We start from the raw sequence: 15,564 nt of genomic DNA, 5'->3' as shown, positions 1-15,564 counted from the left end.
CAGAAATTCTTTATGGATTTTAAGTAGATCGTACAAAAAAACAGCATCATTTGTATCATGCTGTTTTTAAATATGTTAGAATATGTTTTTTTTTATTTGATGTATTCTATTTTTTGTGCTTCTTCAAGATTTTTACTATCAAAGAATCCCTGAGAACTCATCCATTCGTCGCTGTACACTTTACTCATGTATCTTGATCCGTGATCTGGAAAGATTACGATAACATTACTATTTTCATCAAATTCTCCTTCTTCTGCCAATTGTTCTATGGCTTGCATGGCAGCCCCACTTGTGTAGCCAACGAATAAACCTTCAGTTTTGGAGATTTCACGAGCTTTGTGTGCACTTTCTTCATCTTTTACTTTGACAAATTTATCAATTACATCAAAATCTGTTGCCGTAGGAATTAAGTTCTTCCCTAGTCCTTCTATTCGATATGGATAGATTTCGTTAGCATCAAACTCTCTAGTTTCGTGGTATTTTTTCAATACAGAGCCATAAGCATCTACTCCTAAAACTCGAATATTAGGATTTTGCTCTTTTAGATATCTTGCAGTTCCTGATATGGTTCCTCCTGTTCCACTACAAGCTACAAAGTGTGTGATTTGTCCGTTTGTTTGTTTCCAAATTTCTGGACCTGTTGTCTTGTAATGTGCATCAATATTTAATTCATTAAAATATTGATTGATGTACACAGAACCTTTTGTTTCTTCATGAATACGTCTTGCTACTTGGTAATAGGAACGTGGATCGTCAGCACTGACATGTGCAGGACACACATATACTTTTGCGCCCATAGAACGCAACATGTCTATTTTATCTTTAGAAGATTTAGAACTCACTGCTAATATACATTCGTATCCTTTAATGATACTTACCATTGCAATACTAAATCCTGTATTTCCTGAAGTCGTTTCTATAATAGTATCACCATGTTTGATGATTCCTCTCTTTTCTGCCTCTTCAATAATATATAAAGCGATTCTATCTTTTGTTGAATGTCCTGGATTGAATGCCTCAACCTTTGCATAGAAATTTCCTTTTTTATTTTTTGTAATATGATTTAATCTAACCAAAGGTGTGTTTCCGATAAGTTCGAGTACATTATCAAAAGCATTAATTTGTTGTTCCATAAAAACTATTAAGTTGGTACAGGGTTTTATTTTTATACGTTTCGAAAATAAGCAAAACCTTGCAAATTTAAGTTAAATTTTTTAATTACTCCTTTATATTTTCTAAGTCCAGTAAAAACACGTATTCTTCGGCTACTTCTTTCAAAGCTTCGAAGCGTCCAGAAGCGCCTCCATGACCTGCTTCCATGTTGGTATGTAAGAGTAAAATATTGTCATCCGTTTTTAGCTCTCGTAACTTAGCTACCCATTTTGCAGGTTCCCAATATTGTACTTGCGAATCATGTAATCCTGTTGTGACTAACATATTTGGATAGGCTTTCGCTTCTACATTATCATAAGGCGAATACGACTTCATGTATTCATAATACTCTTTTTCGTTCGGATTTCCCCATTCGTCATATTCTCCAGTAGTTAACGGAATACTATCATCTAACATTGTGGTTATAACATCTACAAAAGGAACTGAAGCCATAATCCCATTGTACAATTCGGGACTCATGTTTGCGATTGCTCCCATTAATAATCCTCCTGCGCTTCCACCTGATGCATATAAATGTTGTGGCGAAGTATATTTTTGTTCAATCAAATATTTAGAACAATCAATAAAATCTGTAAAAGTATTTTTCTTGTGTTTTAGTTTTCCAGTTTCATACCAGTTCCTTCCTAAATATTCTCCTCCACGAACATGTGCGAGTACAAAAATGAATCCTCTGTCCAACAGACTTAATCTTGCCGAAGAGAAATAAGGATCAATTGTAGAACCATAGGAGCCATACGCGTATTGTAATAATGGATTTGATCCATCTTTTTTGATGCCTTTTCTATAGATTACTGACATCGGAATTTCAGTTCCATCGGCAGATGTTGCCCATAAGCGCTCTGACGTATAGTTATTTTTATCAAATTTTCCTCCTAATACTTCTTGCTCTTTTTTAACTTCTTTGGTTTTAGTCAGCATATCAAAATCGATCACAGAAGCTGGTGTTGTCATTGAATTGTATGTATATCGTAAAATATCAGTATCAAAGTCCACATTGACACTTGTATTCGCCGTATACGTTTCATTATCAAACGGTAAATAGTAATCTTCTGTTTCGTCCCAACGAATGATTCTAATTTTATTTAAACCATTGTCACGTTCACTCAATACCAAATAGTCCTTAAAGATTTCAATATCTTCTAAGAGTACATTTGGACGATGCGGAATGATGTCTTCCCAATGTGTCATTCCTGTATTGTTTTCAGGAGTTTTGGAAAGTTTAAAGTTCATCGCTTCATCTTTATTACTCAATACATAAAAATGATCTTGGTAATGCGATATACTGTATTCTAAACCACGAACACGTTCTTGAAAGACTCTAAATTCTCCGTCTGGATTATCTGCTTCTAAGATTCGGTATTCCATAGTCAAGGTACTAAGTGAGCCAATAACTAAGTATTTTTTAGATTTTGTTTTGTAGATAAATGTGATAAAGGTTTCGTCTGTTTCATGAAACACTACTACATCATTTGCTACATCATCACCGAGTTTGTGCTTGTATATTTTCTCTGAGCGTAAAGTTTGCTCATCTTTGTTTGTATAAAATAATGTTTTATTATCTGCTGCCCAAGTTGAACTACCCGTTGTATTCTCGATGCGCTCTTGGTAAATTTCTCCAGTTTCTAGGTTCTTAATATGAATTACATATTGACGTCTACTTACCGTATCAACACCAAAGGCAGCCAATTTGTTATCAGGACTAATACTGATTCCTGAAAGCTTGTAATACGAATGTCCTTTTGCCATTTCGTTTACATCAAATAAAATCTCTTCTGGAGCATCTAACGAGCCTTTTCTACGAGCGTGAATTGGGTAATCTTTTCCTTCTTCAAACTTCTTTATATACCAATATCCATTCAACTTATACGGAACCGAAGAATCGTCTTCTTTTATTCTACCTTTTATTTCTTCAAATAAATCTTTTTGAAAATCTTTTGTGTGCGCTGTTTGAGTAACATTGTATGCATTTTCTGCTTCTAAATAGGCAATGACTTCTGGATTTTCTCTGTCATTCAACCAATAATAATTATCAATTCTTACATCGCCATGTTTTTCAAGTTTTGTAGGTTTCTTGGCGACGACGGGTACAGGTATGTCTTTTTTCATGTTTGAAGCTTCTTTTTACAGAAATTTAAGTGTATTAAACTAATCTATAAGACGATTACTCTTTTTTTCATTTAAAAAGTGTCTTAAAAAGTCCACAATTTAATAATTTTGTGCTTAGTAACCTTTAATTATATATACAAATGTTTGGAGACTTAATGGGAATGATGGGTAAACTAAAAGAAACCCAGAAAAAAGTAGAAGAAACAAAGCAGCGTTTGCATTCAGTTTTGATTGATGAGAAAAGTTCTGATGGCTTATTAAGCGTGACCGTCACTGCTAATCGTGAGATTAAAACTATTACAATTGCTGATGAACTTTTAGAAGATAAAGAACAATTGGAAGATTATTTAATTTTAACTCTAAATAAAGCTATTAAGCGTGCTGGAGAAGTTCATGAAACGGAAGTATCTGCTGTAGCAAAAGACGGAATACCAAATATTCCTGGTATGGATATGTTTTCTAAATAAAAATTCAGCAATAATCATACGAAAGAGATCGTCTAAAAATAATTTTAGGCGATTTTTTTATTCTTTCTTGGAAAAGAAGTCGCTTTATTCAATTTAAAAACTTAAAATTACTCCAACAGCATCACAGAATGTACTTTTTTAGATTATAAGATATTTCGGTAAGGCTTATTTCTCCCATTTACTTTTTTGGTAATTTCAAAGAAACATTTCATTTTGGAAACTAAAATAGTTGCTCTGGAAACTACAGTAGCATTTTTAATGATTTTGCTTTTACATTAGACACAAATAACTAAATCATTTCAAAATTTTAATTATGAAAAAAAACAAATTTTCACAAAAGTTAAGTTTAGGTAAAAACGTAGTTTCCAATCTTAAATCAAACACAGTAGTAGGTGGTGGGCCTACTTGGCAAAATTCTTGTCCATTTACTTGTGCGTCTATCAACGCAAGACATGCACCATGTCCTGCTCCTGTGGAAACAGATACTTGTGCACCTTCAGTAGGTTGTGAGCCTCCAACAATACAAAACTGTCCTACTTTATATGTTACTTGTTAAATAGCAATAAACATTATTTTATCAGTAAAAGAAATAAGATGGCTGAAAACTAATTCTCAACCATCTTTTTTTATTCTACAATTAAATAGTACTCAAAAAAGGCTAGCCCATTAACTTCCCTTATATTTCAAAAACTATTTATTGTTTTAGTCTAAATTACTTTTGATCTAATACTCTAAATTGAGTTCTTCTGTTTTGCAAGTGCTCTCTTTCTGTACAAGAAACACCATCTTTACATCTGTTTAATAATCTTCTTTCTCCGTATCCGTTAGAAACAATTTTACTAGCGTTAATTCCTTTAGAAATTAAGTAATTTGTAACTGATTGCGCTCTTCTTTGTGATAAAGCTTCGTTACTAGCAGCTGTTCCTCTTGAATCTGTATGAGAAGCGATTTCTACAGAAACTCCTGTTTGTAAAACTGGTAATAATTTTTGATCAATTTCACGTTTAGCAGCAGCTGTTAATGTAGCACTACCTAAGTTCCAGTTGATGTTTAAATTATTATATGTTAACAATTTACAATCTACCTCTTTCCAAGTAGTTAAACCACCTTTTTTAGTTAAAACTTCTTTTGTTACTGTTTTGTATACTGCAGGAACTTCAGTTTCAACTACACGAGAATCTTCGACTAATTTTGTAGTCTTTAAAGTAGCTTGCTTTTGAGCTACAGGAATTGCTCTTGTAGAAGGTGCAGAAGTCATTACTGTTTTCTTAAACGTCTTGCTTACAGATGGAATATCTTCAACACGAGTACTTTCGTTTGTAATGATCGTTTTCTTAACAGTTTCAGTTACAGCAGGAATTTCAATTCTTTCCGTAGTTGGAGGTGTAACCATTACTCTACGCTTCATCGTTTTAATTTCTGCAGGTACATCAATAATACGTGTAGTTGGAGGCGTAACCATTACCGTTTTCTTGATAGTTTTTGTTACTTCAGGAATTGTAATAACACGAGTACTAGGCGGTTTCACCATAATAGTTCTTGTAAATGTTCCTTCTCCACATGGCTTTCCACCATTATTGTTAGGATCACAATCAGGAGTTCTTACAGAAGAAGCATCTGCTGCTAAACGCTGTACAGGCACAACTTCGTTTTGAGCAGGAATTGCTTTGTAACACCAGTATCTACAATCATCTGGATTTGAAGAGTTACAATCTGCTGGAGGAATTTCACTCATTTGCCATTCTGCAGCAGCAGGCTTTATTTCAATAGTTTCAAAATCACTTGTAAAAGATGCTCTTTTAATACTAATAGAAGAACCGTACTCTCTTTTATTATATGTTACAGTTTCTTTTCCCCACTCAGCAGGAATAACTTCTAAACGTTGAGAAGCTTCTTTTACCATAATCACAACATCTCTTGTTTCATACACAGCTGGAACAATTTCTACTTTTTGGTACGCAGGTCTTGTAACCACGTCAAAAGTTCTAGTTTCATACACTGCAGGAACAATTTTTAATCTGTAGCTTGCTTCTTTTACAACTACAGTTTCAGTATCTCTACTCTTTTGTGATGGGACTTTCACTAAACGCTGAGATGCTTCTTTTGTTACTACTTCAAAAGTTTCAGTTCCGTATTCTGCTGGGACAACAGCTAATTCTTCTCCTGCTACTTTTGATACTACAGTTTCGTTTACAGTGGTATACTTTGCTGGGACAACTTTCAGCTTTTTGTAGGCTGGCGATACCATAACTTGCACGTCCTGATTTTCGTATACATCAGGTGTAACACAACGAACATAGCATTTTCCTGGCTCTGGATTTGTTGGCAAATCTTGCGCGAAAGCAAAAGAACCAAAGACTAAGGCTAGTCCGAAAAATAGTTTTTTTCTCATGTCTTAAATGATTATTTATTTATTGTTATTAATGATCAACATTGAACGAAATTATCTATTATTAAGTCAAATCCATTACGATAATACTATGCTTACATAATATTGCGTCAAAAAGCACTTTTTTTCGCTAAAAAGCATTTTTTAGGGAAAAACCCTGTAGGATATTTTAAAAATGCACTTTTCTACATTTCTTTTACCATATATTTTTGATATATTTACTTATCTAACTAAATCTCTAATTAAATATGTTTGAATTATTCCAAAGTGAAAACAATCAAAAGTTCTACTTTAATCTAAAAGCTAAGAATGGACAAATCATCATGTCTAGCCAAGGATATGCTGATAAAAGCGGTGCTAAAAACGGTATAGAATCTTGCAAAAAGAATTCTATTGACGATAGTAAATTTGAGCGTAAAACTGCTAAAAATGGAAAATTCCATTTCAATTTAAAAGCTGGTAACGGACAAATAATTGGAAGTAGTCAAATGTACGCAAGCGAAGCAGGAATGGAGAACGGAATTGAATCTGTAAAGAAAAATGCTGGAAGCGCAGAAGTTAAAGACCTGACAGAGTAGAAAAATATGTTTAAAAAAAAGCAGCTCAATGAGCTGCTTTTTTTATGTGTTGTAAGATGATTATATGACTTCTTTTATCACTGTTAAGAATTGTTGATGCATTTCAGCAGTATAATCTAAATGAGTTACGATTCGAAGTTTTCCACTTCCCATTCCAATCAAATCTATACCAAGCTTATCAAGCTTATCCAAAAAATCTTTTTCGTCAACATCGTCTTGTAAATAGAAAATAATAATATTGGTATCTATAGGCTCTACTTTTTTGATGATTGCTAAACTTTGGAGCACTTTTCCTATTTCCTTAGCTTTTTCATGATCTTCTGCCAAACGCTCTACATGATGGTCTAAAGCATAAGTTCCTGCGGCTGCCAAATATCCTGCTTGACGCATTCCGCCACCTAATATTTTACGAATTCGCAAGGCTTTGTGAATTGTTTCTTCATCAGCAACTAAAACAGAACCTACTGGACACCCTAGTCCTTTGGACAAACACACAGAAATTGTATCAAAGATTTTTCCATATTGTTCAGGAGTTTCTCCTTTTTCTACCAAAGCATTCCACAAGCGTGCTCCATCTAGATGAAACCCTAAATCATGTTCGCGTGCTACTGCATGAATCTTTTCTATTTCATTAAAATCCCAACAAGCTCCACCGCCACGATTAGCGGTATTTTCTAGTGCTATTAATGAACTCAAAGGACTGTGATAAAAGTCTGGCGGATTAATCGCTGCTTTGGCTTGCGCTGCGGTAAACATGCCTCGATGTCCATCAATCAATTTACAAGATGCTCCACTATTAAAGCTTACACCACCACCTTCATAATTATAAATATGAGCATCTTTATCACAAATAACTTGATCGCCTGGATTGGTATGTAATTTAATGGCTGTTTGATTCGCCATCGTTCCACTCGGAAAAAATAATGCAGCTTCTTTGCCAAACATTTCAGCTACTTTTTTCTCTAAGTGGTTAATAGATTCATCTTTCTTAAAAACATCATCTCCTACTTTTGCATCAAACATTGCTTTGAGCATTTGTGGAGTCGGTTTGGTAACCGTATCACTTATTAAATTGATTCGCATTTTTTTTGGTTTTGGGTATTTGATTTTTAGGTTAAAGATTATCAATGGTTATAATGACAATTGTCTGTTCCTATGGGAGAACCGTCTGGAATTTTTGGAGATGCTTCTGGTTTAAACTTTTCTGGGTATTTCTTAAACTGATCTAACATTTCCAAATAATAGAATTGATAGGGTTTTGCCTCGTCCTTATATTTTTTTAATCTTAACTTATTTGCAATTTCATGCAATATATACTGACTTTGAGCTTTTACAGCTGGTGATGCGTTTGCATGTTTTACTAAATTCATTAAATGCTTCAATACATTTACATTGACTGCATGTCCTAACTCTCGATCATATGCATTGGAATAACTTCTGTATAAGGTTTTATCCAAAATTATTTCGGTCATTTCCATAAAATCCAATTGTCTTTTATCAAGGCTTTTTTGTTGAATTAAACGTTCAGCACGTTCTGGATGAAATAAAAACTTTAATGTCATATCACTTGCCGTTGCTGCTGGACTTACGGCATCAAAGACAACTCCAGTATTTCCTTTAAATGATACTCTTGATCGTCTGTATTCATAAGCTCTAGGAGGAAATAAATCAAGAATTTTAGATGGAATTTTTAACGTTTTTACATCTAGGGTTCGTAAAATTACATTCAAAGCTTCTCTTTGTTTTTTGGGTGAAACTGCTTCTGTAATTAATTGTCCATCATTTTTGGTTGCATAATTATATTCCAATCCGCCAATAAGCTTAGAAGTTGCCTCTGTTTGATATCTATGAAAGAAATATAAAGATACAAACACATCTTCTAAAACCGTATATGGTTCATAGCTACGAATATTATCTTTTGAAAAGTTTTTGATGGCCAAAGCACGTACATCCAATACATTTTCTAATTCTGCTGCAGCACTTTTTCCATTATCCCACAAATGCGCATTGGCATGTGCACCGCCAGCTGGTCGTGCATCCGCATCTGTAATAAAGCGATGTCCAGCTTTGTATGCATCATCTAGAATTTTTCGTAAGCCTATTTTTTCCGCTTCCGCAGAATTAAACTCTGAGTATGAATATGCTACCGTAACTTTATCCCATGAACCAATACCTATTGCATACGCGTCAGATAAGTCTATCTTTCCATTGGTAATTTTAATGGTTGGATGTGGATAATCCATCACAGAACTTCTGTTATTGGTACTTGCAGCAAAGTTATGCGCAAATCCAATTGTATGTCCTACTTCATGGGCTGATAATTGACGTATACGTGCCAACGCCATCTGTAACATCGGTTGATAATTGACATCACTTTTCTCAAAAGGAGCATTTAACAATGCTTGTGCAATTAAAAAATCTTGACGAATACGCAAACTTCCTAGACTCACATGCCCTTTAATAATTTCTCCTGTTCTAGGATCTAAAACACTTGCACCATAACTCCAACCACGTGTAGAACGATGTACCCATTGAATTACATTATAACGTACATCCATTGGATCTGCATCTTTTGGCAACATTTTTACTTGAAAAGCATTGATATAGCCTATATCTTCATAAGCTTCATTCCACCAACGCGCACCATCTAACAAAGCAGATCGTACAGGTTCAGGAGTTCCAGGATCCAGATAATATATGATAGGTTCTTTTGCTTCACTTTTAGCTGCATTCGGATTTTTCTTTTCCAAACGATGACGAGTTATAAAACGTTTCAACATCGGTTCTTCAATCGGTGTTGCATAATCGTAATATGAAATATTTATGGCTCCACTTCTCGGGTCAAAGACTCTTGGTTTATAATTATCATCTGGTAATTCTACAAACGAATGATGTTGTGTTACGGAAACCAATGAAGCATTAGGTGCTACACTTCTTATGTTTCCTCCTTTTGGCTTTCCTGAAAACGTTAACAGTGCTTCAAACTCTATATTTTTAGGAAATGCTTTGGTTCTCTCTAAAGAAAGTGCACTTTTTGTCTCATCAACCTTATAAACTCCTTGCTTATTACCTGCTAAAGCGCCTATGACACCATGTGCATCTTGTAATAAAAAAGGCGTCAAATCAATCGTATATTTTTTGTCTTTATCTGAAATAATCGGGAAACCAAATAACACTGATTTTGCAAAAGCTTGTTCTACACTTTTTCGTTCCAAATCGTTCGTAGTATTAGCTCTGTATCGCAAATTTGGCTGCACCAACATCAATTTATTCCCCATTTTTTGGAATTGAACTACTACTTCATTACCAATTTGTCCTCTGTCTAAACCAATATCATTAGAGCCAACACCACTTGCTAATGAATACACGTACAAAAAATCTTCATTCAATTTTTCTACTTCTAAAAAGATTTTATCGGTTTTCTCTTCATAAGAAAAATTAAAAAATCCTTCATATTGTTGACGTGGATACGTTTTCTTTTGCTCTTGAGACACACTCACTGAAGTGTATAAGAAAATGAAAACCAAGAAAATATATTTATTCATTACAAGTGTCATTTATATCAAACTAGAATTGTCATTTTTATGACAAGAAACAGTAGTTTTGTTGATTCTAGTGGTTTTTCTAATTTAGGCTATGAATATACGTAAAACATCTTATTTTTGTAGGAATTAAAAGAATAAACATGATAACATCAGATCAAATAAAAGATCTTATCAATCGCCTTGGTGCGTTAAGGAGGTATCTTTGACATAGATGCCAAACTGATAGAAATTTCCAACGAAGAGGAGAAAACTTATGCTCCTGACTTTTGGGACAATCCGAAAAAAGCCGAAATCATTATGAAACAACTCCGAGGAGAAAAAAAATGGGTTGGCGACTACAATGAAGTTGCTGACTTAATTGGAGATCTAGAGGTTTTGTATGAATTCTACAAAGAGGGTGATGCCACTGTTGAAGAAGTAGACGCACAATTTGAAAAAACTACTATAAAAATTGAGGATTTAGAATTCCGAAATATGTTGTCTGACGAAGGTGACAATATGAGTGCTGTACTGCAAATTACGGCTGGCGCTGGTGGAACGGAAAGTTGTGACTGGGCTAGTATGCTCATGCGAATGTATTTAATGTTTGCTGAAAAACAAGGCTATAAAGTCAAAGAACTCAACTATCAAGAGGGTGATGTTGCTGGAATTAAAACAGTTACTTTAGAAATTGAAGGCGATTATGCTTTTGGTTGGCTAAAAGGTGAAAATGGCGTGCATCGTTTGGTACGTATTTCTCCTTTTGATAGCAATGCTAAACGTCATACCTCGTTTGCTTCTGTATATGTATATCCATTAGTAGATGATACTATTGAAATTGACATCAATCCTGCAGATATTGAAATTACGACGGCACGTTCAAGTGGTGCTGGAGGACAAAATGTAAACAAAGTTGAAACCAAAGTTCAGCTAACTCATAAACCTACAGGAATTCAAATTTCTTGTTCAGAAACACGTTCGCAGCACGATAATCGTGCAAGAGCCATGCAAATGTTGAAATCGCAATTGTATGAAATTGAGTTGAAAAAGCAGATGGAAGCGCGTGACGATATAGAAGCTGGAAAAATGAAGATTGAATGGGGATCGCAAATCCGAAATTATGTGATGCATCCTTACAAACTGGTAAAAGATGTACGTACTGCTCACGAAACCGGAAATGTAGATGCTGTAATGAATGGACATATTGATGAGTTTTTAAAAGCGTATTTAATGACGATGGGACAAAAGAAAGAAGATGAATTATAACAATATATATAGTTGATTTTCAACACCTAACACCTAACACCTAACACCTAAAAAACATGCTGAAAATATATCACAATCCAAGATGCAGCAAATCACGACAAGGTATAGCTATTTTGGAAGAGTCTGGAAAAGATTTTGAAACCGTAAAGTATTTAGACGATGTACTTTCGGTGACTGATCTTACTGAAATTATTTCCTTGCTTGGAATTACACCTTTAGAATTAGTTCGAAAGAATGAAAAAATCTGGAAAGAAAATTACAAAGGAAAAGAGTTAAGTGATGCCCAAATCATTCAAGCAATGGTCGACAATCCGAAATTGATAGAACGCCCAATAGTAGTTCATAATAAGAAAGCAATTATTGGACGTCCACCAGAAAATATTACGTCCATTTTATAAGACAAAAACCTAGCGAAAACGCTGGGTTTTTCTTTTAACACAACTTTAACGAAAATCCGTTAAACCTTGTAGTTTCTTTGCAGTCAAACCGACATCAAAAAATGCTATATACACAAAGAAACGAATCACCAAAATGAAAGAATTACTCTTTTTTCTATGCTTTATAGGAATGACAATTACTGTAGTGGGACAAACTAAAAAACAAGCCAAAAAAGTCACTATTACGGGAAAAGTGTTTGATAAATCTACCAATCAACCACTAGAATATGCTACTATTATTTTTCAAGATGCTGGCAAAAAAAGATCAGTTACAGGCGGAATCACGAATGCAAAAGGCGCTTTTTCTATTGAAGTAGAAGCTGACATTTACGATATTACAATAGAATTTATTTCGTTTAAATCGCAACAAGTTAACGGAAAGTCTTTACAAGAAGATATGTCAATTGGAACTTTTTTCTTGGCAGAAGACGCACAAGCATTGGAAGCTATTGAAGTGATTGCAGAGAAAACAACTGTAGAGATTAAACTGGATAAAAAGATTTACAATGTCGGAAAAGATTTGACCGTTCGTGGGGGAACTGTTAGCGACGTGTTGGACAATGTGCCCTCAGTTTCAGTGGATGTAGAAGGAAATGTAGCCTTACGAGGAAATGACAACGTTAGAATCTTAATTAATGGAAAGCCATCTGGTTTGGTTGGTTTAAATTCTACTGATGCACTACGACAACTTCCCGCAGAAGCGATTGAAAAAGTAGAAATTATCACATCTCCATCAGCACGTTATGACGCCGAAGGAACAGCTGGAATTTTAAATATCATTCTCCGTCGAAGCAAATTACAAGGTGTCAACGGTGCTATTACGACCAATGTTGCCTATCCTAAAGGATATGGCGTTTCTGGGAACCTCAACTTCAGAACAGGCGATTTTAACTTTTTTACGACTACAGGATATAATTATCGTGAAGTACCAGGAAATTCAAACACCTTTACCGAATATTTTAATGGAGACAATCCCAATACGTTTTTGGAAGAAGATCGTGAGTTTGATCGTATTCGAAAAGGATTCAATTCTAATTTTGGCGTGGAATGGTATATTAATGATAAAACTTCACTCACTGCTTCTTTGGTATACAGAGACAGCAATAATGAAAGTGAAACTTCCAACATATTAACACAGTTTGATGATGTTTTTAATGTAACGAACGTTAGTACACGGTTTGATCCAGAAACAGAAGATGATAAAACGATTCAATACGCATTGAATTTTGATCGAAATTTTGAACAAAGCGGTCATAAATTAACTGCTGATTTCCAGTTTGAAAGTAGTAAGGAAGCTGAAAACTCTTTTATTTCAGTAAATGGTCAATTGGCAGAACAAGTGGCTACTGTTGAAAATCAAGATCGTATTTTGTTACAAACTGATTATACAGTTCCACTTAGTCAAACTGAGCAATTTGAATTTGGATATCGTGGAAACTTCCTAGATTTAAATACCGATTATTTAGTTGCCTTTTTGGAAAATGAAGAATTTGTTGCAGATACCAATTTGAGTAATGTGTTGAATTATCGTGAATATGTAAATGCAATTTATACACAATATGGAAATAAGATCAATAATAAATTTTCTTTCTTATTGGGATTGCGATTGGAAGACACGCGCATTACGATTGATCAACTGACAAGTGGCGATTTTGATCGCAAAACCTATGTGAGCCTCTTCCCTACGGTCAATTTAGGATATGAAATTTCGGAAGATCAAAGTATCACATTAGGATACAACAGAAGAATTCGTAGACCGCGTTCACGCTTTATCAATCCGTTTCCTTCGCGTTCAAGCATTACCAATGTTTTTCAAGGAAATCCAGATATTGACCCAAGTTTTTCTAACGGAATTGACTTAGGTTATTTGAATCGCTTTGGAAAGCTTACGCTAAATACTTCTGTGTATTTTCAGCGTTCAACGGATGTATTTAATTTTATAAGTGAAGATACTGGACAAACTACTATATTAAATGGTGAAGAAGTACCAATTATTCGTAGAACACCTATTAACTTAGCCAGAAACGATCGTTTTGGTTTTGAATTTACATTGACCTATAATCCTTCTCGCAAATGGCGATTGAATGGAAACTTTAACTTATTCCAATCATATAATCGTGGTGAATTTAATGGTGTTAATTTTGATGCTAACAACTTAAGTTGGTTCGTGCGTGTCAATAACAAAGTTACACTTCCTGGAAAAGTAGATTGGCAAACACGTTTGTCCTATCGTGGTCCCAATGAAGATGCTCAAAATATCCGTAAAGGTTTATTCTCTGCAAATCTGGCTTTTAGTAAAGATTTGTTCAAAGACAAAGCTTCTATTGCTTTCAATGTAAGTGATGTATTCAATTCTCGAAAAAGACAATCAGAATCCTTTACAAATACTTTTAGAAGCGAAGGAGAATTTCAATGGCGTGAACGTACGTTCAATTTATCATTTACCTATCGTTTTAATCAGAAAAAGAAACGACAACGCGGTAATGGTGGACAAAATTTTGATGATGAAGGTGGATTTAGCGCTGCACCGTAATTGTATATAACTAATTATGAAATTGATAATAAAGCTACTCTGTAAAAAGTGCAGCTTTTTTTTAGGATTTCACTTACGTAAATATTGCTGATTCTCATGATAAATCGCCTGCTTTGTTTTTAATTTTCGACTTTTTTAGTACTTTAGAAATCTCATAAAACAAATGTACCATGGCACACGCAGCACCGAAAACCGAAAGCACTGATAGAGTTAAATTACCCTTTACTTTTGATGCCGAAAAAATGTTGGCAGAGTTTGAAGCTTTAAAACTTCAGCAGTTTGAATATTACAATGTGATTCCGCTTCGCGCGCCTGCTCATACGGTGGATACTTCATTGCCGTTTCCTCCACCAGCAGATGATTATGCAGATGGTTCATGGTGCGATTGGATGGATACCGACTACCTAGAAGATTCACCATACTTGCAAAGTGTCATTGATACCTTTAAAGCCAATACCAAGGTAACTTTGGTACGTTTGTTACGTTTGGCTCCAAATTCTGTGGTGCAACAACATACCGATCCTACATTGGGATTGGAAGTACATAAATCTGTGATTCGTTTAACGGTTCCTATTTTAAACAAAGAAGGTATTCAATTCTTCCTCAATGATACGGAAGTCCCAATGCAACCAGGCGAATGTTGGTATTTACGATTAACAGATCCGCATAGAGTTATTAATAATGGAACAACCGAGCGTGTAAATCTTACTATTGATATGATTCCGAACGATTGGATTCGAAATATTATTAAGGAGAGTGATATTTAAAAGTGTTACCAATAAAAATTCATGAATTATATACTGATCTTACACATATTTTTAACGGGTACTACAATTTGTGTTCCCTAAAAACATGTTCTTATATTCGGACAGCAATTACTTGTTAAGCAAGTGCTTTGGTAGTTATATCGTATAAAAAAGTACTTTTATATTGTAACAAGATCTGATACGGGCTGGGCTATTAATAAAACAATATCGTTATTTTCTATTGTATCCAAAGTTTTACGTTTTTTTGTGTTATTATGTGAACTTTTTAGAGTTTACAACATACTCAAAAAATATTTTAAGATATTAAACTCTCCAATTTAAAGT

General features: G+C 34.4%; 12 protein-coding genes. 7 read left to right on the top strand and 5 right to left on the bottom strand.

Going from position 1 to position 15,564, the window contains the following annotated elements:
* Window positions 1–92: 92 nt before the first annotated feature.
* Both MK119_RS07315 and MK119_RS07310 read right to left on the bottom strand, forming a co-directional pair.
* Window positions 93–1,133: a cysteine synthase family protein gene (locus MK119_RS07315; RefSeq protein ID WP_290672377.1), complete on the bottom strand. Its 1,041-nt coding sequence runs from the start codon at window positions 1,131–1,133 to the stop codon at window positions 93–95.
* Between the two features lie 85 nt (window positions 1,134–1,218).
* Complete coding sequence (locus tag MK119_RS07310) at window positions 1,219–3,279, bottom strand: S9 family peptidase (protein WP_290672374.1); 2,061 nt, start codon at window positions 3,277–3,279, stop codon at window positions 1,219–1,221.
* Between the two features lie 140 nt (window positions 3,280–3,419).
* Between MK119_RS07310 and MK119_RS07305 the strand changes: the two genes are divergently transcribed.
* Window positions 3,420–3,746: a YbaB/EbfC family nucleoid-associated protein gene (locus MK119_RS07305; RefSeq protein WP_290672372.1), complete on the top strand. Its 327-nt coding sequence runs from the start codon at window positions 3,420–3,422 to the stop codon at window positions 3,744–3,746.
* Between the two features lie 313 nt (window positions 3,747–4,059).
* Window positions 4,060–4,302, top strand: coding sequence for a hypothetical protein (locus MK119_RS07300; protein WP_290672369.1), 243 nt, complete (start codon window positions 4,060–4,062; stop codon window positions 4,300–4,302).
* Window positions 4,303–4,458: 156 nt separating this feature from the next.
* Here the strand turns inward: MK119_RS07300 and MK119_RS07295 are convergent, their stop codons facing one another.
* Entirely contained in the window at window positions 4,459–6,138 is a 1,680-nt protein-coding gene (locus tag MK119_RS07295; RefSeq protein ID WP_290672367.1) for an OmpA family protein, read from the bottom strand.
* 245 nt (window positions 6,139–6,383) lie between these two features.
* On the opposite strand from MK119_RS07295, the gene MK119_RS07290 reads away from it, so the two are divergent.
* On the top strand, window positions 6,384–6,713 hold the full coding sequence (locus MK119_RS07290) for a YegP family protein (protein ID WP_290672365.1): 330 nt from the start codon (window positions 6,384–6,386) through the stop codon (window positions 6,711–6,713).
* 60 nt (window positions 6,714–6,773) lie between these two features.
* On the opposite strand, the gene MK119_RS07285 is transcribed toward MK119_RS07290, so the two are convergent.
* Together MK119_RS07285 and MK119_RS07280 are read right to left on the bottom strand one after the other, a co-directional pair.
* Complete coding sequence (locus MK119_RS07285; RefSeq protein WP_290672362.1) at window positions 6,774–7,796, bottom strand: GntG family PLP-dependent aldolase; 1,023 nt, start codon at window positions 7,794–7,796, stop codon at window positions 6,774–6,776.
* Window positions 7,797–7,837: 41 nt separating this feature from the next.
* Window positions 7,838–10,258: a zinc-dependent metalloprotease gene (locus tag MK119_RS07280; RefSeq protein ID WP_290672359.1), complete on the bottom strand. Its 2,421-nt coding sequence runs from the start codon at window positions 10,256–10,258 to the stop codon at window positions 7,838–7,840.
* A 140-nt stretch (window positions 10,259–10,398) separates the two neighbouring features.
* Here MK119_RS07280 and prfB point away from each other — a divergent pair.
* The 4 genes from prfB to MK119_RS07260 all read left to right on the top strand — a co-directional run bounded on the left by prfB (window position 10,399) and on the right by MK119_RS07260 (window position 15,240).
* Window positions 10,399–11,503, top strand: a protein-coding gene (gene prfB, locus MK119_RS07275) for a peptide chain release factor 2 (RefSeq protein ID WP_290672356.1) whose coding sequence is annotated in 2 segments (ribosomal slippage) — window positions 10,399–10,461 and window positions 10,463–11,503 — 1,104 coding nt in all. Because the reading frame shifts where the segments join, the coding sequence is not laid out codon by codon here.
* Between the two features lie 56 nt (window positions 11,504–11,559).
* A complete protein-coding gene (arsC, locus tag MK119_RS07270) occupies window positions 11,560–11,901 on the top strand; it encodes an arsenate reductase (glutaredoxin) (RefSeq protein WP_290672353.1) in 342 nt (113 codons plus the stop codon).
* Window positions 11,902–12,034: 133 nt separating this feature from the next.
* On the top strand, window positions 12,035–14,473 hold the full coding sequence (locus tag MK119_RS07265; RefSeq protein ID WP_290672350.1) for a TonB-dependent receptor: 2,439 nt from the start codon (window positions 12,035–12,037) through the stop codon (window positions 14,471–14,473).
* Window positions 14,474–14,643: 170 nt separating this feature from the next.
* Complete coding sequence (locus MK119_RS07260) at window positions 14,644–15,240, top strand: aspartyl/asparaginyl beta-hydroxylase domain-containing protein (RefSeq protein WP_290672347.1); 597 nt, start codon at window positions 14,644–14,646, stop codon at window positions 15,238–15,240.
* Window positions 15,241–15,564 lie beyond the last annotated feature (324 nt).

It is taken from the genome of Kordia sp. (assembly GCF_022447245.1).
Lineage (GTDB): Bacteria > Bacteroidota > Bacteroidia > Flavobacteriales > Flavobacteriaceae > Kordia.
The sequence above is the reverse complement of the archived record's forward strand: the minus strand, read 5'-3'. Positions and strand labels throughout refer to the sequence as shown.

Excerpts from the sequence above, each read along its gene's own strand:
- MK119_RS07300 (WP_290672369.1), top strand. The coding sequence starts at position 4,060 with ATGAAAAAAAACAAATTTTCACAAAAGTTAAGTTTAGGTAAAAACGTA.
- MK119_RS07260 (WP_290672347.1), top strand. The coding sequence starts at position 14,644 with ATGGCACACGCAGCACCGAAAACCGAAAGCACTGATAGAGTTAAATTA.
- MK119_RS07290 (WP_290672365.1), top strand. The coding sequence starts at position 6,384 with ATGTTTGAATTATTCCAAAGTGAAAACAATCAAAAGTTCTACTTTAAT.
- MK119_RS07315 (WP_290672377.1), bottom strand. The coding sequence starts at position 1,133 with ATGGAACAACAAATTAATGCTTTTGATAATGTACTCGAACTTATCGGA.
- MK119_RS07305 (WP_290672372.1), top strand. The coding sequence starts at position 3,420 with ATGTTTGGAGACTTAATGGGAATGATGGGTAAACTAAAAGAAACCCAG.
- MK119_RS07265 (WP_290672350.1), top strand. The coding sequence starts at position 12,035 with ATGAAAGAATTACTCTTTTTTCTATGCTTTATAGGAATGACAATTACT.
- arsC (WP_290672353.1), top strand. The coding sequence starts at position 11,560 with ATGCTGAAAATATATCACAATCCAAGATGCAGCAAATCACGACAAGGT.
- MK119_RS07285 (WP_290672362.1), bottom strand. The coding sequence starts at position 7,796 with ATGCGAATCAATTTAATAAGTGATACGGTTACCAAACCGACTCCACAA.
- MK119_RS07310 (WP_290672374.1), bottom strand. The coding sequence starts at position 3,279 with ATGAAAAAAGACATACCTGTACCCGTCGTCGCCAAGAAACCTACAAAA.
- MK119_RS07295 (WP_290672367.1), bottom strand. The coding sequence starts at position 6,138 with ATGAGAAAAAAACTATTTTTCGGACTAGCCTTAGTCTTTGGTTCTTTT.
- MK119_RS07280 (WP_290672359.1), bottom strand. The coding sequence starts at position 10,258 with ATGAATAAATATATTTTCTTGGTTTTCATTTTCTTATACACTTCAGTG.